Source organism: Snodgrassella sp. B3088, assembly GCF_026535815.1.
GTDB classification, from domain to species: domain Bacteria; phylum Pseudomonadota; class Gammaproteobacteria; order Burkholderiales; family Neisseriaceae; genus Snodgrassella; species Snodgrassella alvi_E.
The window spans coordinates 139,165-161,763 of the sequence record NZ_JAFNPG010000009.1 but is presented as its reverse complement, the minus strand read 5'-3'; the positions used below and the strand labels follow the sequence as shown (position 1 = coordinate 161,763).

Below are 22,599 nucleotides of genomic sequence, written 5' to 3'. Positions count from 1 at the left end.
TACTTTGTAGGAATGACAACCGCCGATTTAGACCCAGTTGTAAAAAACGGGCATTATTTAATTCCTCGTCTTTGTATTGAAGCCGACGAGCCTGAACATAAAAACGGCTTTATCCCTCAATGGATTGATGGCCAATGGGTATATATAGAAGATCATCGCGGGGAAGTTGTATACCTCAAGAAAACTGGCGAAAAGCAGACAATAACTGCGATAGGTAAATTATCAAAAGATGTAACTACCTGCGCCCCGTTGCCTTTTACTGAGTGGTCAGAAGAGGCTGGCGCATGGGTGGATGTGGCTAATGCTGATGAATTACGCCTGCAAGACAAAAAAGAAAAGGCAGGGGTTATCACCCGCAGCCAGCTTTTGACGGCAATTGAATTGCAGTATGGTAAAAATAAAGATGATTTGCTGGATATTGCAGAACGTGAATTAACTGGCGAACGTTTAATCAAGATACGAGCTGCAATTTCGGAGGCTCAGTTTTTCAGGCTGGATAATGAAGACATATGGTTGTTTTTTACTGAAACGCTTAGCATTGAACCTGATAAGTTATTTGAATTATGGGAAACAGCCGAAAAGCAGATTTGATTGGGTAGAAATAAATTCGCCATTTCTTTGCTTTTATTGAGATTTTACTAACCTGCCATCAAGGTAGGTTTTTTTATGACCAAAAACTACACTGGTTTTGCAATGACTTATGATTTTAAATGAATAATCATTCATAAAACTGGGAAAACGATGCGACGATGCTTTCTGATGCGCCGGCAAGTGGTCTATTTATTACATTGCATCCGCTTTTTTTACGGCGCCATATTATTTAATTTGGTTATAGTTGCGTTTTGTCACCATCAATCGGTACTGGCTCGTGTGGTCAGCTTGTCCGGTATATGGGGCAAATGTCTGATACTGGCAATGGCTGGTTCAGCATTACTATTGATGGTTGAAACATTGGCTATTTGGTTATGTGGTGCTATCAACAGTAAACGCATTAAGCATCTATACGAACATAACTGCTTCTTCTTGAGATATATGCAGACGGTTCGCTCACACATTAAAACTGCCTGTGCCTGGATTAACCGCCGCAGACAATGGTTCTATTTACCCCCTGCACTGGCCAGTTTGTTTGTCATTCCCATGTCTTACTGGCTGGGTATTACAGAGGACTCACCTATCCGCTGGTTTTATCTTGGTTTGTGTCTGGCCGGTATCGGATTTGCGATTATGGAAGGCTTAGTCTGTAACAATAAGGCACGGTATGCGTAATCATAAATATATTGTTGCGGCACTTGCGTACTTATTATTTGCCCCCCCTGCATTGGCTGCTGTTAAAGATACGTTGCACGATAGTCTTTCATCTTATGCTGCATGGGATTTGCTTTACAACATTATCGGGGCGGCTGGTGGTGGCATTGTGCTGGTTCTGATGCGTTTATTTGATGATAGTAATTACACACCAAAGCCATTCCGAAAACTGTGGCAGTCTGCAGCCATTGGTGGTTTCGGTGGGTTACTGACCTATTTGTTTGTTGCAGGTACGGACATCGTTTCGGTCAACAGTATGCAATTACTCGGGCTCAGCTGCGCAGTAGGTGTATCTGGAGGTAAAGGCGTTGAAATGTATATGCAGCGTGCAAAGAAAGAATTGGAACGTGATAAATAAATATTCATTAGCTGCTGTAATGCTATTCACTGTGCTGGGAGCATTTGTTTCCTGGTGGGCTACAGATAACTACTGGCATCAGAAATGGACAGCGCGAGAATTGGAAACGGCAAAAGCACAAGTTGCCCAGCAGCAGAGTATGCGCCGTATGGAAAAGGCGAGTTCTACGACTTTGGCCAAAATTGATCATTCGCAATATCAGGAGTTGCAAGATGCACAGAAAGATATCGCTGATTTACGTAATGCTGTTAGTTCCGGCACTCGCCGCCTGCAGCAATGTCAGCAACAGGCCAACCGAAAGGGAAATCAGTCTGGCCAGTCTACCCGCATGGGTGACAACGGGCAAACCGTCAACGCAGCAAGTACAGGGCAAACTGAACAGGATATTCTCGACCTCGGAGAGTATGCAGTAACCGCAATTAAGCAGCGTGACGCTTGTGTTGATGCTTATCAGCAAACTCAGCAAATACTTAATCATTAATTGATAACAGGTAGTCGAGTGTTCCGGCCGCCATTTTTCAGCGAAAGGAATAACATGACTTATGTTCTTGGTTCAGCGAGCAAAAAAAAACTCGAGGGCGTCCACCCAAATCTTGTGAAAGTGGTGAAACGTGCAATTGAGTTAACAAAGCAGGATTTTACTGTCTATGAAGGTGTGAGAGACAAAGCCAGACAAGCAAAACTGGTAAAGGCTGGTTCAAGTCAGACGATGAACAGTAATCATATTAAGAAGACAGACGGATACGGTTATGCAGTAGATTTGCTACCTTGGGCTGATTTTGATGGTAATGGTACTAAAGAAGTAGCATGGCATTGGCCGGCAATTTATCCTATTGCAGAGGCAATGCGAAGGGCTGCACAGGAGCTAAACATCCGTATTAGATGGGGCGGCAACTGGAGTGTTTGTCTGAATGATACATGCAAGACCCCTGAAGCGCTGGTAAGCGATTATGTTACGACACGGCGTAATGCCGGCAAAAAGGCATTTATTGATGGGCCACACTTCGAATTAATATAAGTAAATTACTGTAATTGCAAACCACGTTTTAACGTGGTTTGTTTGCATTTAAAAACAAAATTTACTGTATCCATTCTTTCATAAAGGTCAATAAAGCTTTTCGCTTTGATGAAGACAGCTGGTCAAACAACATCAGAAATTCCATTCTCTGTTCAGCGCGATTCATCTGATTATTAGGGTCATCTGTCAGGTTTATGACTACGGCGGGATACAAATCGCTGTCATACATTTCCCCTTCGCCTGTAGCAAGCCATTGAACATTAATATTTAATGCTTTTGCTATGCGTTCCATGGATTCTTCTGTGGGATCCGTTCTACCCAGCTCCCAGAGGCTTACACTGCTTTGTGTTAAACCTATTTCTTCTGCTAACCATTCCTGACTTTTGTGTCGTAATTTTCTGGCTGCTTTTATTCGTTGAGCAATCATTTTTCAAAATCAGTCTTTAAATTGATACTAGTATAACTTTTACAAGTATTACATGTTGACTTTTCTAATAACACTTACTTATACTTGTAAAACTTTTACAACTCATACAAGTATTACAAGTAATGGCTACAATCACATTGCGAGAAGCACGAGAACGTAAAAAATTGACTCAGCTAGAACTAGCGAATGCAATTGGCTGTTCACAGGTACATATTTCAGGGATTGAAACTGGTCGTACAAGCCCCTCGAAGGAATTGGCTAAAAAAATTGCAGTGCAATTAGACATTAACGTTATGGATCTTCTTTATCCAGACCCTGAGTAAATTAGTATTACAGGTTTAAAAGGGCATGAATAATGACAAAAGTGAGAAGCGTCACAAATGAACTCAATGCGAGAATTTTTCAGAAAGATACAGAAAACCGCACATTCTTATGGGGTTCGTAAAATTGCTGAACAATTGAATTTGCAGAGTGGCACTTTTTATAACAAGTTAAATACCGATGAAAGTTGTATTCATCATAAATTAACTTTGCAGGAATTTATCGATATTGTACGTATTACAAATGATAAAAGCATATTAATTAGTTTGTGTGGTTTGTTTAATTATTCTGCTTACGAGTTACCTAATACTACAGAATTGGCTGATGAAGCACTTCTGGACGTTATTAATAGTGTTCATATCAGCAGTGGTCAAACTCATCGGGCTATGGCTGAAGCTTTGGAGGATGGACGGATAACTCAGGAAGAATATGTGATGTTTAGTCGTCAAGTTTTCGGGCTTTTATCCGGAATTATGAGCTGGCAAGCACGAGTTCAGGCTATGGTTGACGGATGATACCTGATTTTCTGGCCAAACAAGGCATCACTACAGTTCGGGATAACCTTACACCTGAACAAACAGTGGCCCCTCCCATTGAACTCTTCGCACGGCTGTTAACGGAAGAATTTTTAGAAGTAGTCGAACATGGAGTATCAAAGCATCATGCAGCATCAAACGAGCGTAGCACTGAACAAATCGATGATTCTCGGGACAGTAGATGCATTAAGCGATATGCGGTTTCAGCGCGGAGAAAACGGCGAGTTAATGTTAAAAGTTGGCCAGAAACATTATCTCATACAAAGTAAATTAACTTTTCACTATCACGGTGCTGCCTGTCGTATTCAGATAAACCATTACAACGACCAATACATAAATTTTTCGCTAAAGGGACAGGATAGATTGTTACTAGTTGTTTAGCATTCAAGGAGACTTAAATGAATCATTATTTAACTGAAACTGAACAGGTTAAATTACTTAACGAAATAAAAAAATATTCAGATAAATTAGCACAGCGTGATTATTATATTGTATCAGCATTAATTCAGAGTGGAATGCGTATCAGTGAATTTTTGCACATCAGATTAGGTGATGTCATAACTGCGCTGGATACCAATTATCTCTACATTCCAAAAGAAAACAGAAAAGGCAAGAAGAAAGACCATTCGATATATCTGACCAAAACTCTCCGTATAGCTTTGATTAATTTACTGAGCTTGAGAGAGAGTGAAAATCCTGAGCATTTCCTGATTGCCGGTAGGCAGGATGAAGAAGCAATGTCTGCCCGCAATATCCAGAAACGAGTAAAAAGCTGGGCAGATATGGCGGGTTTGACATACCTGAATATTACACCTCATTTTTTTCGGCACACTCTTGCAATGAATATCTTACGTAAAAGTACGGCTAAGGAACCTCTGCGCATTGTTAAGGCTGCATTAGGGCACCGAAATATCAATACAACTTTAATCTATACAGAAGCCAGCCGTGAGGAAGTCTGCGCAGCACTGGATGAAACAGATTATAACCCGCCCAAGCGAGTAACCATTTCGACTCTAAGGGCAATACATAGGAGTAGATTGTGAACAATACCCAGATGCAATTATCGGATAACGTAACAGAACTTGAATCTAAAGATGATTTACATAACGAGGAGGATGAGGGGAAGTGCCTTTCGGTTAATTGTTTTTTAGCGGAAGTTCCAAATTTATCGAAACTGGATGAAAAAAAACAGGATATTCCTTTTAATAATAAAGTGTTTGAAGACTCGGTAAATTATACATTTTCTGTTGAAAAAATTATTCATTTGGCCACTCAATTGGAAAACCCTTCTATAAGCCTTAAAGCTTTTTTTTCAAAGAGTCCGGAAACAGTTGCGAAGGTTTTTGAGGATGTGGTTAATACCAATAAAATATCTAAATTAAATGATTTTAATAATGAGGAAACATGGCTGGAATGGCTTGATGACCAACAATTATATGGTTGGTTAATTCAAGTAACCATTCCCAAGATATTATTTTATTTAGATGACAAAGTATTTTGCTATACGTGGGACTACCCTGATTATAAATGGTTTTATGCTGAAACCTATGAGATGGCGATATCAAAAGCAAAAGAATGGATTATTGGGGAAACAAATAACAAGAGTAATAGCTGTCACCTGTATTCAAAATAAATTTAATTAGACCGAGGATAGAAAATGATAAGTCAAAATCAATATTCAACTGATTATTTAAATTACCGGCAAAAACTGTGGTTTCAACAGGCATCTGAGCGAGAGCAAAAAGCATTTATGCTGGCAGGCGACGTTGAAGCACGTCGGTCGAGAGATGGCCAATATGGTGCATTTATGAACAATGTTCGAATTGATGAAGTCTTATACCCGTCAAAAGCAGCTGCATATGAAGCTGCATACAATTTACAAGCAGAACTGCTTAAAGAAAATCTTCCATTGATAGATTTTGAAGAATTAGGCTTGTCGAGTATCAATAGAAGTTTGGGTACTGAATTAACCCAAAAAACTATTTTTGATATTCATCAAATTATTCACTTAGCAGCTAATTTGACAAATAAATCGCCCGGATTAAAAGAGTTTTTGCAGTTAAGTGGTGAAGAAGCAAAAAACATTTTTATTGATATAGCTTATCCAAAAGACTTAGCAACCTCATTTTTGAAAACATGGCCAAGTGAATTTAAGAGTTGGATTAACCAAAATGATGTTTTCGGTTTTTTAGTTAAAGCAGTAATGCCTAGACCCAAATGCCCTAAATATACATCTTACGGTGAGGCCAGATTTAGTTGGGAGGATCAACAAACCAAATGGTTTTACGGTGAGACCTACCAGATAGCATTTAATAAAGTTTTTATATGGGCAAAACACTTCTGGTGGTCAGAGGAATAATCATGAAGTGGGTTGTATGTTTGTTACTAGCTTTAATCATGATATCAGCCGGTAATTTAGACAATTGGCCAAACAAAATAAATCAAAAGCAGCAATCGGAGATTATAAATGAAAACACAGATTAGCCTAATTAAACAGTTTTTCTATCCTTTTTCAAAAGTGCTGAAGCGGCACAACCCTATTTATTATGCATAACAAAAGGAAGCTTAATGAAAATATCAGTGTCTACTATGAAAACACATTCACACAATGGCGATATTTATCGTTGTTTTGATAATGTTGTGGCGGTGCAGTCTGGTCTGGTTGTAGCGGTGCCGACAACTATTATTACCGGTAACCTGGTAGGTGTTAAATCCTATTGCCCGGTGAGCTGGGAAGAAATGTGGGCCATTTTAGATACTGAGCCTACTGGTGAAGCTAGGTTTGATAATGATTTATTTGCCCATGTACCGCAGATATTCATTGATTTAAATCTTGCCGAAGATGTTTTTTATACCGTTCAGTTACCAGAGTATAAGTCCACAGTATTTATACATCCTACTGGCATCAGGATTGGTATCAGTAATGATTTGATAGAAGAAGTTTAAGATGCATTCAGCTGCAATGACGCAATGGCTCGACCAGCTTAAAAGTATAGATATTCACCTGATAGCCGAAAAATTGGGCTTAAAGCGTGATGGCAGCAAAGGCAATTACAGCGCGCCTAATAGGCCGGATAAGCATTACAGTTTGAGCCTCCATCATCAGGGTAAATATGGACAGGGTTGGAAAGACCATACAACTGGAGATGGAGGAACCACTATAGATTTGGTGATATATGCAGGCTACGCTGATGACTTTCTCAGCGCGGCCACTTTACTGGGTAACTGGTTCGGGATGCCTAGACCAGCTCCAGAACAAAAAGCACCTCGCAGCCGAACTAAAACTGATTATATTGCTACGAAATGTAAGGTGGATCCATCTGCGGCTATCGATTATTTGGCCAGTCGCGGCATAGATATTGAAGTTATTGAAGCTGCTATAAAAAAATCAACTTTAGGATGGAATAATTACCACAGCCCAAACCTTGCTCCTGGTCAAGTTGGGTATGGAGGTGATGCTGTTGCCTTTATGATTTACAACAGTATCAACAATTGTGTGGCCATCGACTTACGTTATGTGGATGCTGAACAAAATGGCGGCGTTAAAACCCAATGCCAAGGTGAAAAAAACGGGTATTACTGGACCAGTGACCCTTACCGACTAAAAAGAGCTAAGGTGGTATATATAGTTGAATCTCCTATAAATGCTCTGTCAGTGGAAACTGCTTTTTCTGGCCAAACAAATATTGCAGCTTTGGCTATTAGAGGTGTTACCAATGTAAGCCACATTGATTGGACTTTCCTGCGGGGAAAAAAGGCCATTATTGCGCTGGATCATGCTGATAAATATAACCCGCATACTGGTAAAAGACCTGGTCAGGCTGCCGCCTATGAGCTGTATGACCAGCTTACTTCGACAGATGTGGCTGCACGAATGGTGGACATGGTCGAATGGGATGAAGGACAGGACATCAATGACAGATTACAGAATGAAGGTAAAACTGGGCTCCAGATTTTATTAAAACAAATTGATCCTTGGCTCATATGCGGTATGCCAAGTGTCAGCGCTAATGAGACTGAAAAAACAAAAGGACGGCGCAGAATTTTTCTGCCCACTCAGGACTGGACTGTATATTGGCGCTATCGGGTCATGGATGACTTTACACAATATGTAGATGAGTTCAAAGAAATTCAGGACGAAGAAGGTTTTGTCAGCCGTAGTGAAACTTTAGGCGATTTATGCGGTTTTCGCCTTGCTGCAATAAGTCGACTATCAATACAGGGTCATCTGGCTACTATCAATGGCAGTCTTGATGCACAGCCTGAGACTGTTTATGGCGTATCTGTACAAATTCCACGAGGCGGACCTCGCCTGCATCGTGAGGTTATACAGGGTGAAAAGATATATAACCTTGATTGGTGGAAACGGCTTGGACCCATTTGGAAACCAGCTCAATTTTCACGGATGCTTACTATTATGGAACGTAGTGCAGAGCTCGCTGCTAGAGACGTTGTCAACTTTGTCGGACTGGCATGGCGTGATGGCGAACTGGCGGCATTGGAAGGTAACGATTGTTTTTTTACAGAACCTGCTAAGCAATGTCTCTACCACAATATGACCTTCCCACGAGGAAATATAATTAATGCAAGACAAGTAATAACAGCGTACCAGGAAACATTTAAGCAGAATGCGGCATCCATCCCCTTAGTATGGGCATTAGGAGCACATTTAAAATGCGTACTTGGCTATTGGCCACATTTTCAGATGGATGCTGAAAAAGGCAGTGGTAAGTCCAAACTGTTGGAATCGTTGCAGTCTACGCTTGCTTTCCAAGTACTGTCTGGACAAATGTTGAAAACCGACCATCGCCGGCGAGCATCTGTTTCTTATACCAGTCATCCGGTCGGCTGGGATGAATATTCAAAATTGCCTAAATCCGCTTTAAATGATGTTGATGGCGTGCTGCAATCTACTTACCGTTTCGAATTTACACGCGTGGGTAGTGCTTTAACTCCGTATTTAATGTGTGCACCAGTATTGCTGGCAGGTGAAGAAGTAGATGTGGAAAGCCTGCAGTCCAAAATTTGCCGTTCAACATTATCAGTAAAAAAACAAGGGCCAGTTATTTCCCATGATTTACCACAATTTCCGGTATATGAATGGCTTCAATATTTGGCCAGTCTTGAACCAGGACAGATACGCACGACACATCGTGAATACCTTGCTTACTGTAGCAGCAGATCCAGTAGTGACAGTACAGATGCCACGGCTAGGCGAATGATGGAAAACTATGCCGCAATATTCACCGCATGGGCATATTTATGCGAATTTGCCGGCATAGCAGTCGAACAAGGTAATTTTCTAGAAGATGGATTGGCTGAAATGAACAGCCACCTTATGGATACCGATGGTACACGATTGCCATGGGTATGGATTATGGAAATTCTACTATCTGAGCTTGAAGCAAAACATTACGAACACCCATTCATTTGGGAACGAGTTTCTGGAGATTGGGCTCTATTATTAAGAGCCAATCATGTTATGGATCATATAAGTACAGCCACTCACCTTCGCGATAAATATAACCATTTGCCCATAAAAACAGGCCGCGTTTTCAAACGGCAACTAATGGCTAGCGGAGTAGTGATACCAGGCATGGAGGACGTAGAGCGAACTATCGGAGGGCGCAGAACAGCGCATTTAACCGCTATCTCATTAAATGCACTGGAAAAGCTTGGATTATATGCTACGCCATGGGAAACAAAAGAAATCAAAGTTTAATTTTCAACGCAGTATATGTTATTAAGGAGTAAGAAATGAGACAAAACAATAAAATTAAGTCTACGACTTATGATCCCAATAGGCATTGTAAGTCAAAGTTAAATTTGGATTTAAAAAATAATATTTTAATTTATCTTCCTTCAGGATTAAATGTTTACTTTAAATATTGTAATTCAACATACAAAGGCATTATAGAAAAAATTCATGATTTTAAGTCATGTTATGTAATTAACTTTACTAATGAATGTGAAGTTAATAAATCGGCTGTAATCCCCTTTGCAGATTGCTGGCCGTCAGAACATCAAAATTATAAAGAAATTTATACAGTAAATATGCTTAATTAAGGAGTAAGAAATGGTAGAAAATATAGTTAATCATGTAACATATAATCCCCCTAGACCAAAAATTACCAATGACATCAAATTTCGAATAGCACTAGAAATAGCTGAAAAATACCCTGAATTAAATAATGAATTAAGCAAAAATGATATAGCCACAGCTATTGTAAAAGTAATTGATAATAAAATTAAATTTGATGGCTATGAAATTGCAAGGAAGCTTGATTCTTTTGAAAATTGGGCAATAAGTACGAAAACCGTAAATATTTTGGAGCAATTTAGTAATCAGCTACAAGATGAGCAGATTCGCTTACAGGCTGAATGGGCCCAAAAAAATAATATCTTGCCTCCTTTTCCGGTTGGAACAAAAGTTAAATTTTCATTTTTGTTTATTTATCCCCCAATGGAAGGCACTATTATCCAAATATCTGATGAATATCCAGCATGTTATAAAGTCAATTTTCGGAGTGAATATTTATCTAATGGTGAGTATGTCAATGTGACAGTATTCTATGAAGATTGCTGGCTGTCTAACCAGGAGAGCCAATAATGAGTACTGAATTAATCACCACAGGTGTTCAAAAAATCATAGCATCATATGCTATGAACGAAATTATATTTGAAATTGATTTTGATCATCCTGAAGCAAAGAAAACTATCAAAGAGATGGCAATATATTTGTATCCCTCTTTTGATGATGAAACCCCGTTTAAAGACTGTCTGATTTTATGGCTACAAATGGCAAGCTTTTACAGTCATCAGTTTTATTGCGAAGAGTTTGGAGACCTACATAAATATTTTTTGAATACTGAGGGATTTTGTGCAATGGATGGTAGTAAGGGAATTTCCATCTACAGTTTTAATTATTTTCCATATAGTTATGACGATTTTGAGATAAAAATGTATTAAAAATTTTGAAAGCATTGGTTCACAATTTAAAACTGCATAAATAGGCCTGCTAAGCGGGATTTTTATAGGAAATAACATGTCAAATCTATGCATTGGTAATTTAAAAATACGCGGTACTGTAGCAAATATCATGAGGTTTCTTAATTGTGGGATATATGGATATCAGTTTAGGTTAATCGATAATCGGGAACTTTTAGTTACCGAGAGAAAAGTTGAGCCTTATATGATTGACTTACCTGAAGGTTTTCGATTTTTTGTACAACAGGGAAATATATTAAAAACCACAATTTATTTAGAACCAAAAAATATCTTTACTGAAATTCTAGAAAGTAAAGAAGACAATCAAGTAATTGTTTTAATGAAATTAGAGTGTTCATGGCAGTTCCCTACGTCTAATTTCCGTAATTTATCTGAAGATTATCAAATTGATTTTGCTTTTTATGGGTTTGAAAAAGGCGATTGTTTTAATCAAGATGTAGAGATAATAAAAGGATTAGTCATTAAAGATAATTCAATTACTTTTAAGGACTATAACTGGGAATGTATATCCCCCACTTTGGGTGGTTAACTTTTTCAACAAAAAAAACAAAGAAATATTATCACCGCGGTAGATAAGAGAATGTCTTATCGACATCCCTCTTTGAAAACTGCAAATTACCAGATAATGAGAGCCAATAATGTGTACTGAATTAATCACCACCGGTGTTCAAAAAATCAGAGCAACCTATGAGAATAATGAAATTGTATTTGAAATTGATTTCGATCATCCAGAAGCAAAGAAAACTATCAAAGAGATGTCTAGATATTGGGTTGGTTCTCCTGATGAAGATGCCCCTATTGAACACCATCTTGAATTTTGGCTACAAATAGCGGGCAGTACTAGTTATCGTATTTATTGCGAGAGATTACGGTTTTCAGATACATATTTATCGGTGGCTGATGGATTTTGCGATATGGATGGAAGATTTGGAATTAAAATAATTAGTTGGAATTATTTTATGCCCGAGCCCGAAGATTTCGAAGTTAGTATGGTGGATATTGATTACAATGTGTAATAAAAAATCTGTATCCCAGCAGCTTGCGGCTCAGCGAGCTGCTAAAAGAGCCAAAAAGGCAAAGCGCGCTACGAGTAAAAAAACTGCATTTCGAACCGTACAACAAATGCCGGTAAAGCAAAACCGATTACTCCTGGTTAAAGACCCAAGCCGACCAACGGAACAAGAGCTGATAAATTCACAAATCAAATTATATATGTATCTGTCGTTGCTCGTTAGTCAGCACGATTTACATTGTATACGTTACTTCACACTGATGTTGGCTACAGTGCGAGCAATGAACCTGATACAGCCGAATCCTCAGCGTATAGCATGGGCAGACAAGGCAGAGCAAGAAATGGAGAGTAGTATCAGTTGCCAGCAGAGACGTACTCATTTCAATGCACTGAAGGCATTAGTTGCCGATTTCGCAGAGTCATTGCCGCATACTAGCAAAACCTTTATCAGCGAATGTGATAATCATGCTATAGCAGTACTGTCACTTCATATCATTGGAGATATGTTGAAACTGCCGGATTGGGTGTTTAACTCATTTGGCAAGGTGTGTGCAGGACGTAAGGCATTGAAGACAATAGCGGCTGAATATCAGGTCACAGAAGCCACTTTGAAGGATGCCATACTAAGTATGGCTAATTCCCTGTACGTATTGTATTACTGCGCAGATTTTGGCCATATTGAAGAACCAGGTACCATTTCTGCTTTGCGTCGGCAAAGTAAAATTTTTATGCGATTTTTAAATGAAACTAAAAACACAGCGCGCGCACAAGTAAACAAAATCATAGCTTTTAACAAGCTTTTCGGAGTGACTCTAATTGATATGGATGTCATAGATAGATATGCAAGGAGGCAAACAGTAGCTATGTGAAGATACTAGTAATGAAAGCAAATTGCTTCTCTGTTGAAAATTCATTAAGTAAAATTCTTTTCAGCAATTAGTAAATTATTATAAAATATATATTCTCATATATTCTCCTTGAATTACTTAGATTTGATTGCTGTATATAGAACGCCCATGAGTGTCAAACTTTTGGGCGTTTTATGTTTTTTAAAATCTTACGTTGCCAGTCGTGTAACCGAAAACTTGCTGAAGTAGAAGGAATTTTCCGAATATTAATTAAATGTAATCGATGTAAAGTCGTTAACAACTTCAAAATAACAAATTAACTATTAAGAGTGCCATGAGTACCTCAGAGATAATCATGGCAAATAACTTTAACCAGGCTCCATTGCCTTTTGTTGGGCAAAAGCGTTTTTTTCTTAAGCACTTTATTTCTGTATTGCAGGAAGCTATCCCTGATAAAGGTTCTGGCTGGACCATTGTTGATGTTTTTGGTGGTTCAGGTTTATTGGCTCATCACGCTAAAAAGACAAGGCCTGCAGCAAGAGTGATATACAATGATTTTGACGGCTATACAGAGCGTTTAAAACATATTGATGATACTAATCAATTACGTCGAAAATTGGCAGAACTGACGGCCGATATCCCCCGATATCAGAGGCTGTCAGAATCTAAAAAAAATGAAGTAATAAACATAATTCGCTCTTTTAAGGGATTTATTGATATTAGAGTTCTAAATACATGGCTGATGTTTGGGACAAAACAGGAATCAAGTATCGAACGCATATTCCAGCAATGTATGTATAACTGTATCCGTACATCAGATTATCCAGACGTGAGAGGATATCTGAATGGTGTAGATATTGTTTCAGAATCTTTTAGTATATTGATGCCGAAATATGTTCATAATGCCAAAACATTATTTATTCTAGACCCACCCTATGTATCTACGATGCAAGGATCATACAAACAATCCGGTTATTTTGGGATGATTGAATTTTTGAAGTTAATGGAGCTGGTTCGACCACCGTTTATATTTTTTTCCAGCACACGCAGTGAATTCATTGAATATCTTAAATTCCTGATCGATGGCAAGTGTAACCATTATGAACGGTTCACCGATTATAAACGGATATCTATTTCAGCCAATATGAGCAAAAATGTAAGCTATGAAGATAATATGATTTATAAAATTTAAAAGCAAAAGCGACCAGAAGGCCGCTTTTAATTGAGTATAAATTCAATCATTTATAACTACATAGTAATATCCTAAAATTTCGTTATTTTTCTTGAAGCAATATAGCCCCCTATGACCGAATACAAAATGTGTAACATTACAAACACCGTAGTTATCTACGGTCCATGTATTACCTGACCATTCCAAACTATCCAGCTCATCAATAACTTCAGAGCCATAATCTTTGACAACAACGGAGCGAGGTAGAAGTTCTAATTCCATAATTTTTTCCTTATTTTTCTTGGTTTGTCTTAATTGACAACAACATGTTAACTCTTGAACTAACACAAGACGAGCAATGGCAGTGCTTTATCGTTAATTCGTAGCATGATTATTGCTTATATATTTATCTGAAACTTTCGTGAATATCTCTGTATCTGAGTTCGCTTTTCGTGCTAAAAGATTTATATGATTTAATCATATATCCTTTGGATAGCCTAAAAATTAAGCATTTTTCAAATATTTTGATAAAAAGATTAATAGTAGAAATTTTCTAAGCGTGGATTTGAGCTTAATTTTAAATATCATTCTGATTTTAAACTTATTTCCATCCACAAATGTATTTAATAATCCACAAATTTGCCTTTTTTCCACGTTTTCCCCACAAATATTTTTTTTTTAAATTTTCTGGATTAATAGTTATTTATTATTTATTTCAAAAAGATAAAAATAAAATAAGCTTAGAAAAACGAATTCTACAAATCCACGGAAAAACGGGCTGCCTAAAAAATAAGCCACAGAATTAATATAGAATAATATTGTTTCTGTGGATAGAAATTTGATATAACTATATGTTTTTTAATATTTATATTTATAGATGGTTTTAATCCACAACTTTGACTAGTTTTTGTTAGTGGTTCCTACATGAAACGAATATTTGAAGATTTTTTAATATACAAATCCAATAATGATGGGTTGGCAAATCGATCCATTAAGGCTTATCGCGACATACTTAAAAGGTATGAAGATTGGCTGAATGATAGAGAGCCGGCGGACATTTCAAATAATGAATTGCTATTCTTTACTGGCCCTTATTTACATAAAATAGGCTTGAAACCTGTTAGCCGCCGTCCTTATATAGCCTGCATTCGTGAATTTTATACCTGGTTGGCAAATATCAAAGGCGATATAAAAGAGAATCCAGCCCAAGAGATAAGGTATCCACTTACTGGCCGTCGCTTGCCGGTTTGGTTGCAGCTGCAAAACGCTGAAAAGCTGTTATGGCAACCTGACCTTTCCTCGTTTACGGGAATACGTGACAGCGCAATATTTGCAATTTTGATGGGATGCGGACTAAGAGCAGCTGGTATTGTTGCTTTGAATGAATCTAACCTAATAACCCAAGTTATAGACAAAGAACCTCGTCTTTCATTGCGTATTCTAGAAAAGGGAGATAAAGAACGTATTCTGCCGGTGCCTAAAGAGGCTGATCTGCTCCTCAGAATATATTTGGAACATCCTGAAATGCAGCATATAGACAGGGTATTGCCAAACGGTGACAGCGTCTTATTAGTTAGCGTTGGTAATAGGAAATGCCCTCAGCACGAATATATAGGTGAAAACAGACGGCTATCAGTTCGTGGAATAGAAAAAATTATTTTAAAACATGGCCTTTCTGCTGGCATTCCACGTGCACAATTACACCCTCATGCTATGCGCCATCTATATGGTACAGAACTGGCTGAAAGTGATATTAGAGATTCCGTCAGAATGCAGCTTATGGGCCATTCAGATCCCCGAAGTACACAAATATATACACATTTAGCATCCAGAAAGCTAACAAATGATGTTGACCGGAGCAACCCATTATCGAAATTAAGAACACCTGTATCAGAGCTAATCAGCGCATTAAAAGGAGGTAATTAAAGAGACTCCGCCTTCAATTTGATTCGTACAACTCTAAGTGTTTGAACCTGATCCCCGCCTGAGATTGACGCCTGGCTGTACAATCAGGACAGCGGCAAACTGCTAAAAAAAACAGCCAAACTCAACTTATGACAAAAGCATATATAAAAATCCATTGTTACATTCATATGTCATATATGATATTGAAGTATGTTATGTGGGACTTCGCATAAGAATAAAAAGCGAACTCGGGTAACTAAAAGACGGGAGTTCTATGAACAGTTTTAATACGGAAAAGCGAACTTGAATAGTGTAAAATGCACAACATTGAAGACCACTCATATGAGAGAAATTCATAACATAAAATAATGAGATTCATTATTATTAGGGTGATGGCATAATGCTCAAAAAAAGATATTGTCATATGCATTCAAATGGCGTGGGGGGTCGGCAAGCCTCTATCAACGCATCCACCCGGGGTGGTGGGTACCTACAGACTTACAGGTTTTCTGAATTCCGAAAATCCGATTTGCCTTCTAAAAAAGACCCTCGCCTCTTATCGCTAAGAGAGATAGGCTTGAATGCCACACTGCAAAAAATTGCAGCTACTATAGGGGTAGATAACTTTTTAAAAATGTGGGCTATTCTTGATAATGATGAAAGTACACATAGTGATAGCGGTGCTTTGAACCTCCATATTCGTAGCTTCAGTGCTTGGACGAGGTATGAAAGAAACCGGCTGATTAAATTCCTAGCGGGTCAGGGCTTGTCTAATAGAGAAATTGCTAAGGTCGTAGCAGATCAGTTTAATGAACGTTTAGACCTTTCGTATATATCCCGTTTAAGTAGAAAATAAATGCAAAAAGCAATAATTTATGCGCGTGTGAGTACCACGCGTCAAGCTGATGATGGTGTATCCATTGACGCTCAGATTGAGCAATGTGAACGCAAAGCGGCTGAATTAGGTGCAGCTGTTATCCAAATATTTCGCGATGATGGAATCACCGGAACAAGTGCTTTAAAACGGCATGCTTTTCAGAGAGCAATTAACTATTGTGCATATAATGATATTGATTATTTTATTGTTTGGTCAACTTCACGGTTTGCTAGAAACAAAATTGATGCTGCGAGTTATAAGCAAATACTAAAAGAGTCTGGTACTAGGCTTGTTTATGTATCAATGTCTATTAACAGTGATACAGATGAAGGCTGGTTTACTGATTCCCTAATGGAGATTATGGATGAGCATTATTCTAGACAAGTTAGTCGTGACACAAAGCGGTCAATGATGAAAAATGCTGGTGAGGGATTTTATAATGGTGGTCGAACACCATTGGGATATGTGGCTGTGAAGGTCGGTAAACGTCGAAAATTGGTTCCAGAACCTTCTGAAACTGGTTTAATTCAGGAAATATTCAGACGTTTTGCTAACGGGGAAAGTGCAGTTAGCATTTGCCGTGAATTAAATAATGCCGGTATATCTTATAGGGGTGTTGAATTTCAATCTGCCAGCCTTTCTAGGCTATTAAAAAATAAAGTTTATATTGGTCTAACTATTTTTAATCGCACAACCAAACGAAAATTAAATCCCGAATCGGAGTGGATTATCAGGGAAACCCATGAGGCAATTATTGATAAGCAGATATTTGATAAAGTCCAAACCCGGTTTACTCCACGTACCGTAACAACTGGTAGTCCTAATAGTACTTTCTTTTTCACTGGTATTTTACGGTGTGGCTCTTGTAAATCAGCACTAATAATAGAAACCGCCACCGGACGTAATCGCACTTATAGCTATTACAATTGTGGCCGTTTTAGAAAAGGATATACATGTAAATCGCGTCGCATACCCGCACGACAGTTTGATAAATATCTGCTTGAAATAGTTCTAGAAAAATTGTTAACACAAGATATGGTAACATCTTTTTTATCTGAAATGTATAAAGCTCATGTTGAAAAAAATTCTGAGAAAAAAGAACGATTGTCCTATGTGAAGAATCAATTAGTAGAAATTAAAAGAAAACGTGAAGCTTTATTCAACGCAATAGAAGAAGGTGCCTCAGAAACAAGTTCCTTGGTCAAACGGATATCAAATTATGATGCCAAAGAAAGCGCACTCTTAAAAGAAATTGAGAAAATATCTGTGGAACCGATGTATGTTGAGCCATCTAAAATCGAAATTGACTCAGCTGTTAAGGCACTTAGAGAAATTATTATTAATGTTAAAAATGTTAATAAAATTAGAATATTATTACAATCATTTATAGAAAGTATTGATGTCCTTGATAATGAAATAATTATTAACTATGTACCTGAACGTATTGTTAATGCGCAAACGGTTCATAGTGCGAACGGTTGGCACGCCTACAGGGATTCGAACCCCGGTTGCCGCCGTGAAAGGGCGGTGTCCTCGGCCACTAGACGATAGGCGCGTGCATAATAAGCGTGCGAATTATCCCTAAGTGGGCATAGATATGTCAAATTGTGTGAGTGAGTGGATTTTTGCTAAAATATCAACATAACAGTATATTTATCAAATAAAAATGTACTGAACTTTATTCAATTTACTTTAAGTGCATCTGTGGTTTTATTTAAAATTGGATATCAATAAAAATAGTATTTTTTAAGCAATGTCAAAATTAATTTGAATAAAAATATTCTTTATTTCTAAATCTAATCAAAACAGACTTAATTTACAGGTATTAAATTATTTTTATAAATTAAATAATTCAAAAGGGCAAAATAAAAATTTTACTTTGAAACAAGAAAATTAATTTATTTTCAATTTATCTGTTAGTAATGGAAATTACTTAATTATTGATGGTAATATTGTATTATGGTAATGGATTCAGGTTTCATTCATACCGTTATATAAGGGACTTAAACAAATTAATAAGTAAAGGTGATGATTTTGTCTGTTATTTGAATTACAGTAAGCCACAAATTCAATTAACAGGTTAAATATTATCTGGTGACAAAGGATTAAAGGTAATGAAAAACGGTTTTGCCTCTATTGTTCTGGCTATATTGTTATCTTGCTCTTTAAGCAATGTTTTTGCTTATAAACCTTCGCAGTTTGATAAAATAAGGCTTAAAGAAAATTGCAAAAATGAGCAGGAGTCACCTTTTAAAGATTTTGCCGGTACGCCCAGTTGTGACAAGCTGAAAAAAATTGAAATAGAGGAAAATCAGCCTACCTATCGGGTAAAGCAAGAAATGTAAGATTTGTTGTCTGCAAAGCTTTATGTTTTGGATAGTCTAAGGCGGAAATATAAATTCCATTAACTCTGATTTTCATGATGGCGCTGCTTCTTTGTTGCAAAATGCCGCGGCTGTGACCATTATTCGCAGCAATTTATTAGCTCTGAACAGAAAAAAATATCAGCTATGCGGTAATTAATTATCAGCTCGGTTGTTTGTAGTGAAAAAGCTCATGCTCTGCATGAAATAGCGCATACGCTGGGTAAGCTGTTGGCCGAACGCGATGCGCTTGGCAGTATGGCATTGGTGGATGTTAAGGAAATGCTCCAGTTCAATGGCTATCTCAGTGCGCTGGTTGATGGTTTGGTGTAGTGTATTGCTGAGAATAAGGGCAATGTGCTGGTATTGAAGCAGAATTAACGTTTGGTTGAGTAAAAACACCCCTTGGAATGCGTTTTTATTAGAAAGAATGTTTAGATAATAGTTTTGAAACGCTGTTTATACAAATGTGATTAATTTATAGAGTTATTAAAAAGTATAGTTCAAATTTATCCGTTATAATTTATTTCTATCAAAACGAATAATACTAAAAATTTGAAGAATTATCCTTTCAAGCTGAAATGATTTAGTTTCGGTTTAAGTGTATATTTGTCATTTTCTGTTAATATAGAACTTATTTTTTAACTCTGTGTATAGACATCAAAATAGAAATAATATTTTTATAAAAAAATTTAGTTATTATTTAAATATGTTATATGCCTAATTTTATAAACTATAAATTTGAAAAATATTTTTCAATTTATAACTTTTATTTTACTAAGAGCATAGTAATGTATTAATCTTTTGAAGCTTCCTCATAATCCATAGTAATTTTCATGTAGCATAAATACTTTGCTTTCTCAAAATTAAGCCTATTTTTTAATACTAAAGCATTATAATATTCATCATCTGGGTATTGTAATTTATTTAAAAGACTAGTTGTATAGGTAGTAAAATTTATCAATGCTCTATCACAAAGAAGATAAGGAAACATCTCCTCATTGAAAGGAAAATATTTTTTATAAGACAAAATTTGTCTTCTACTTCGCTATATGGTTTTGTTATGTAATCATTTATATCATACATTAGATATTGATTTATAGTCTTATAATCACCTTGCTTATAAGCATTTAAAATATTTTTTTCATCAATATCGATTTTATGAAACAAATCAACCGCAAATTGCTTTGCTTGTTGGGGTGTCATGCTTGAATAAAATTCTGGCTTTTTCTGTTCTATATCTGCATCTTTTTCTTGCAATTTTAATTTACTTTGATTTGATGGATTAGTATGATTTAAGTTATCTTATTCTGACCAAACAAACTTATTTAGCCCACATAATAAAAAAATTAATAAAAAAACTTTTTAAACATTTCTATCTAATGTATTTGGTATAAATAGCAAAAATTTTTATTATAATACATTATAATTAAATTTTTTAATATAATCTCACTAAAAATTTATATGGCTTACATCGCTATAAATTTTAATACTGCTTAATTATTAGTTATCATCTGTTTTACCTTTAAAAGTTTCTACAAATTTCTATTTTTCGATGCTTGGATTACTGGTTTTTACCTTTTGTTTAAATTTATGCTTCAGCTTTATATAGATTTGGCGCATTCAGTAGTTTGTTTAAGAAAGCATATGTATAAGGCGTTGTTGAATTTCTTCATCAGGTTCAATTTTGGCCAGTTTTTTTAAATTTATTAAGATTTCATTTGACCATTGTTGGCGCTCTAAAGCTTCTATGGCATTTAAGGCCATTATTCGGTTTCTGATTAATGGACTTTGTAAGCCTATTAATATTAATTCTTCAGCTAAACCAGGAAATCGGTCTAGTTCTTGCAATATGGTATCAAGCACATCGTGTACCGCATACTTACTGTCAGTAAATATTTTTAATGATGGACCAGTAGGAATGGTAGAAAAATCATTTTGTTCTTTGGCCAATTGTATTACTTGTTCTATTTTTTGTTTGTCTTCTGTTTGCATTAAGAATAGCCATTGATTGGTTTTATTTTTTTTTTGACGGTTGAAACGTATTTGCCATGAGTCATATCCTAGTTGTGAATAAATATACGCTGCATAATTAAATTTTAAATCGTTCTTATCTTGAAGATTTTTTTCTATTAGAGGTATCCAATGTTTTTGTTGAATAATTTGTTGTGCTTTTTCTGTGATTATTGTTTTGATGTTTCTATCCCAGTTTAAATTGCTGTCATCAAGCTCTGTGGTAATAAAGTCAAGGATGACGATGACAGAATGGAGAATTTTTATATCTGTTAAGGTATGTTTGGTTAAATGTTTGAGGTAATTTAAACATACTAATCCACTATCTTCATAATCATATATATCTTCTGCTGGGCCACCATTAATTAATGCTAGGATGATTTGGGCTGCGCTGCTCAGAAATGATGTATCCACATTGTTTTGTTCTAAAGCAATTTTTAATTCACCCGCTTTGGCACATGAGTAGGCGAGATATTCGTTCATAACTTTGTTTTTATATCCTTCTCTTAAGAGCCAGTCTTTAGTTTTTGCTGATGGGTTTTCAATCAGATACCTCACTACGTTGATGCGACCCCATCCATTTACTTTTTTGGCTAATGATAAAAGATTTTTTTCTATTTCTTCAGGATTTTTAAGGGTTTTAGTTAAGGCAACGGCAGAATATAAGGTAAATTCTTCATGCATGCCTAGTAAATGAAATAATTCAGTTTGTTCTATAGAATATGAGCCTAGTAGGGCTATGGAAAATTTAATGACTTCTCTGTCAGGACTATTAAGAGTCAGCCAGTAAAAAAATGAATAAAGCTTTTGTAAGTTAATATCTTCCTGAGGTAATTTTTTTAAAAGGCTATCAATTATGGTTAAAGTGGTTCCTTTTTTTACTAGTGAATACAGTTGGCTAATATCATGCTCATTGATCTGTTCAGACAAGGATTTAAGGAGAGACAATATTTTATTTAATTTTTTTTCATCTGCGCTATAAGAGCAATGATAAATGGTTGTTCCGTCCTGGGCTCCTGCTATCCATTTGATTTCATCTTCGTTTTGCGATTCATCTGGTAGTTTTTGTGCTTCCTCAGGCAGAGTATCTGCATCTTTATAGGGCAAGAGAATCTTATAAATACTTGGTAGTGATTTTTCCCAGACGATGGGGTATCCGTTAGCATCGTTAGCTATATGATTAAAGATATTAGTATATTTATTGTCCATTTTTTAATAGCTAGATAAAAAGAAATAATTTGTATATACTATATAGAGAAACAAAACAACAAGGTGTTGGCGCACCTTGTTGTATTACGTTTTTTTAAAAGTTGTTAAAAACGTAAATGATCAACGATATGAAATTATTAATTGAATTTATGAGTTTTGCTAATTCAACAATAATTTGTATAAACATTCTTCCTCCTTTCTTTGAAATAAATGTTAGTGGGATTGGGG

The 22,599-nt window shown here is 36.5% G+C and carries 27 protein-coding genes, 1 tRNA gene and 2 pseudogenes; 25 read left to right on the top strand and 5 right to left on the bottom strand.

The genetic code is table 11. The features are described from left to right. From J3U75_RS07565 to J3U75_RS07545, 5 genes and pseudogenes are all read left to right on the top strand, one after another. Positions 1 to 591 (top strand): annotated as a pseudogene (locus J3U75_RS07565) (hypothetical protein); the annotation flags it as partial. Between the two features lie 150 nt (positions 592 to 741). Further along, on the top strand, positions 742 to 1,266 hold the full coding sequence (locus J3U75_RS07560; RefSeq protein ID WP_267391326.1) for a hypothetical protein: 525 nt from the start codon (positions 742 to 744) through the stop codon (positions 1,264 to 1,266). Further along, the gene (locus J3U75_RS07555) at positions 1,259 to 1,663 is read left to right on the top strand and encodes a hypothetical protein (protein ID WP_267391325.1); all 405 of its coding nucleotides are present in this window, start codon (positions 1,259 to 1,261) and stop codon (positions 1,661 to 1,663) included. The genes J3U75_RS07560 and J3U75_RS07555 overlap by 8 nt, the downstream gene beginning before the upstream one ends. Positions 1,664 to 1,682: 19 nt before the next feature. After that, positions 1,683 to 2,144 (top strand): lysis system i-spanin subunit Rz, encoded by a 462-nt coding sequence (locus J3U75_RS07550; RefSeq protein ID WP_267391324.1) that lies wholly within the window; start codon positions 1,683 to 1,685, stop codon positions 2,142 to 2,144. Between the two features lie 54 nt (positions 2,145 to 2,198). Then, the gene (locus tag J3U75_RS07545; protein WP_267391323.1) at positions 2,199 to 2,681 is read left to right on the top strand and encodes a M15 family metallopeptidase; all 483 of its coding nucleotides are present in this window, start codon (positions 2,199 to 2,201) and stop codon (positions 2,679 to 2,681) included. Positions 2,682 to 2,742: 61 nt separating this feature from the next. Here J3U75_RS07545 and J3U75_RS07540 read toward each other — a convergent pair whose 3' ends face one another. Then, a complete protein-coding gene (locus J3U75_RS07540; RefSeq protein WP_267391322.1) occupies positions 2,743 to 3,108 on the bottom strand; it encodes a helix-turn-helix domain-containing protein in 366 nt (121 codons plus the stop codon). Between the two features lie 122 nt (positions 3,109 to 3,230). On the opposite strand from J3U75_RS07540, the gene J3U75_RS07535 reads away from it, so the two are divergent. The 16 genes from J3U75_RS07535 (at position 3,231) to J3U75_RS07460 (ending at position 14,025) form a co-directional block, all read left to right on the top strand. Continuing rightward, positions 3,231 to 3,431: a helix-turn-helix transcriptional regulator gene (locus J3U75_RS07535; RefSeq protein ID WP_267391321.1), complete on the top strand. Its 201-nt coding sequence runs from the start codon at positions 3,231 to 3,233 to the stop codon at positions 3,429 to 3,431. A 57-nt stretch (positions 3,432 to 3,488) separates the two neighbouring features. Beyond that, positions 3,489 to 3,944 carry a phage regulatory CII family protein gene (locus tag J3U75_RS07530; RefSeq protein ID WP_267391320.1) on the top strand — a complete coding sequence of 152 codons (456 nt, stop codon included), beginning with the start codon at positions 3,489 to 3,491 and terminating at the stop codon, positions 3,942 to 3,944. Positions 3,945 to 4,091: 147 nt separating this feature from the next. Next, positions 4,092 to 4,346 carry a hypothetical protein gene (locus J3U75_RS07525; RefSeq protein WP_267391319.1) on the top strand — a complete coding sequence of 85 codons (255 nt, stop codon included), beginning with the start codon at positions 4,092 to 4,094 and terminating at the stop codon, positions 4,344 to 4,346. A gap of 17 nt (positions 4,347 to 4,363) precedes the next feature. After that, positions 4,364 to 5,008, top strand: coding sequence for a tyrosine-type recombinase/integrase (locus J3U75_RS07520; protein ID WP_267391318.1), 645 nt, complete (start codon positions 4,364 to 4,366; stop codon positions 5,006 to 5,008). After that, complete coding sequence (locus J3U75_RS07515) at positions 5,005 to 5,598, top strand: hypothetical protein (protein ID WP_267391316.1); 594 nt, start codon at positions 5,005 to 5,007, stop codon at positions 5,596 to 5,598. The genes J3U75_RS07520 and J3U75_RS07515 overlap by 4 nt, the downstream gene beginning before the upstream one ends. Positions 5,599 to 5,622: 24 nt before the next feature. After that, complete coding sequence (locus tag J3U75_RS07510; RefSeq protein ID WP_267391315.1) at positions 5,623 to 6,324, top strand: hypothetical protein; 702 nt, start codon at positions 5,623 to 5,625, stop codon at positions 6,322 to 6,324. Between the two features lie 209 nt (positions 6,325 to 6,533). Continuing rightward, positions 6,534 to 6,911: a hypothetical protein gene (locus J3U75_RS07505; RefSeq protein ID WP_267391314.1), complete on the top strand. Its 378-nt coding sequence runs from the start codon at positions 6,534 to 6,536 to the stop codon at positions 6,909 to 6,911. A 1-nt stretch (position 6,912) separates the two neighbouring features. After that, entirely contained in the window at positions 6,913 to 9,687 is a 2,775-nt protein-coding gene (locus J3U75_RS07500; protein WP_267391313.1) for a toprim domain-containing protein, read from the top strand. 35 nt (positions 9,688 to 9,722) lie between these two features. Next, entirely contained in the window at positions 9,723 to 10,031 is a 309-nt protein-coding gene (locus J3U75_RS07495) for a hypothetical protein (RefSeq protein WP_267391312.1), read from the top strand. Between the two features lie 10 nt (positions 10,032 to 10,041). After that, positions 10,042 to 10,575 carry a hypothetical protein gene (locus J3U75_RS07490; protein WP_267391311.1) on the top strand — a complete coding sequence of 178 codons (534 nt, stop codon included), beginning with the start codon at positions 10,042 to 10,044 and terminating at the stop codon, positions 10,573 to 10,575. Then, entirely contained in the window at positions 10,575 to 10,934 is a 360-nt protein-coding gene (locus J3U75_RS07485; protein WP_267391310.1) for a hypothetical protein, read from the top strand. Before J3U75_RS07490 ends, J3U75_RS07485 begins: the two co-directional genes overlap by 1 nt. A gap of 76 nt (positions 10,935 to 11,010) precedes the next feature. After that, on the top strand, positions 11,011 to 11,502 hold the full coding sequence (locus J3U75_RS07480; RefSeq protein WP_267391309.1) for a hypothetical protein: 492 nt from the start codon (positions 11,011 to 11,013) through the stop codon (positions 11,500 to 11,502). A 109-nt stretch (positions 11,503 to 11,611) separates the two neighbouring features. Continuing rightward, positions 11,612 to 11,989, top strand: a complete 378-nt coding sequence (locus J3U75_RS07475; RefSeq protein WP_267391308.1) for a hypothetical protein — start codon at positions 11,612 to 11,614, stop codon at positions 11,987 to 11,989. Beyond that, a complete protein-coding gene (locus tag J3U75_RS07470) occupies positions 11,982 to 12,854 on the top strand; it encodes a hypothetical protein (RefSeq protein WP_267391306.1) in 873 nt (290 codons plus the stop codon). Before J3U75_RS07475 ends, J3U75_RS07470 begins: the two co-directional genes overlap by 8 nt. A gap of 173 nt (positions 12,855 to 13,027) precedes the next feature. Beyond that, on the top strand, positions 13,028 to 13,153 hold the full coding sequence (locus tag J3U75_RS07465; RefSeq protein ID WP_267391304.1) for a Com family DNA-binding transcriptional regulator: 126 nt from the start codon (positions 13,028 to 13,030) through the stop codon (positions 13,151 to 13,153). Positions 13,154 to 13,167: 14 nt separating this feature from the next. Continuing rightward, positions 13,168 to 14,025: a DNA adenine methylase gene (locus J3U75_RS07460; RefSeq protein ID WP_267391303.1), complete on the top strand. Its 858-nt coding sequence runs from the start codon at positions 13,168 to 13,170 to the stop codon at positions 14,023 to 14,025. Positions 14,026 to 14,067: 42 nt separating this feature from the next. Here J3U75_RS07460 and J3U75_RS07455 read toward each other — a convergent pair whose 3' ends face one another. Next, a complete protein-coding gene (locus tag J3U75_RS07455) occupies positions 14,068 to 14,286 on the bottom strand; it encodes a hypothetical protein (protein ID WP_267391302.1) in 219 nt (72 codons plus the stop codon). Positions 14,287 to 14,928: 642 nt separating this feature from the next. Here J3U75_RS07455 and J3U75_RS07450 point away from each other — a divergent pair. From J3U75_RS07450 to J3U75_RS11405, 3 genes and pseudogenes are all read left to right on the top strand, one after another. Beyond that, positions 14,929 to 15,930 carry a tyrosine-type recombinase/integrase gene (locus J3U75_RS07450; protein WP_267391301.1) on the top strand — a complete coding sequence of 334 codons (1,002 nt, stop codon included), beginning with the start codon at positions 14,929 to 14,931 and terminating at the stop codon, positions 15,928 to 15,930. Positions 15,931 to 16,309: 379 nt separating this feature from the next. Continuing rightward, the gene (locus J3U75_RS07445; protein WP_267391300.1) at positions 16,310 to 16,765 is read left to right on the top strand and encodes a hypothetical protein; all 456 of its coding nucleotides are present in this window, start codon (positions 16,310 to 16,312) and stop codon (positions 16,763 to 16,765) included. Continuing rightward, positions 16,766 to 17,779: pseudogene (locus tag J3U75_RS11405) on the top strand (recombinase family protein); the annotation flags it as partial. Between the two features lie 486 nt (positions 17,780 to 18,265). On the opposite strand, the gene J3U75_RS07440 reads toward J3U75_RS11405, so the two are convergent. Then, positions 18,266 to 18,341 (bottom strand) — tRNA-Glu (locus J3U75_RS07440). Between the two features lie 559 nt (positions 18,342 to 18,900). Here J3U75_RS07440 and J3U75_RS07435 point away from each other — a divergent pair. Further along, positions 18,901 to 19,131, top strand: coding sequence for a hypothetical protein (locus J3U75_RS07435; RefSeq protein ID WP_267391299.1), 231 nt, complete (start codon positions 18,901 to 18,903; stop codon positions 19,129 to 19,131). 978 nt (positions 19,132 to 20,109) lie between these two features. Here the strand turns inward: J3U75_RS07435 and J3U75_RS07430 are convergent. Then, on the bottom strand, positions 20,110 to 20,409 hold the full coding sequence (locus J3U75_RS07430) for a hypothetical protein (RefSeq protein ID WP_267391298.1): 300 nt from the start codon (positions 20,407 to 20,409) through the stop codon (positions 20,110 to 20,112). Positions 20,410 to 20,784: 375 nt separating this feature from the next. Then, positions 20,785 to 22,371 carry a hypothetical protein gene (locus tag J3U75_RS07425; RefSeq protein ID WP_267391296.1) on the bottom strand — a complete coding sequence of 529 codons (1,587 nt, stop codon included), beginning with the start codon at positions 22,369 to 22,371 and terminating at the stop codon, positions 20,785 to 20,787. Positions 22,372 to 22,599: the final 228 nt, after the last annotated feature.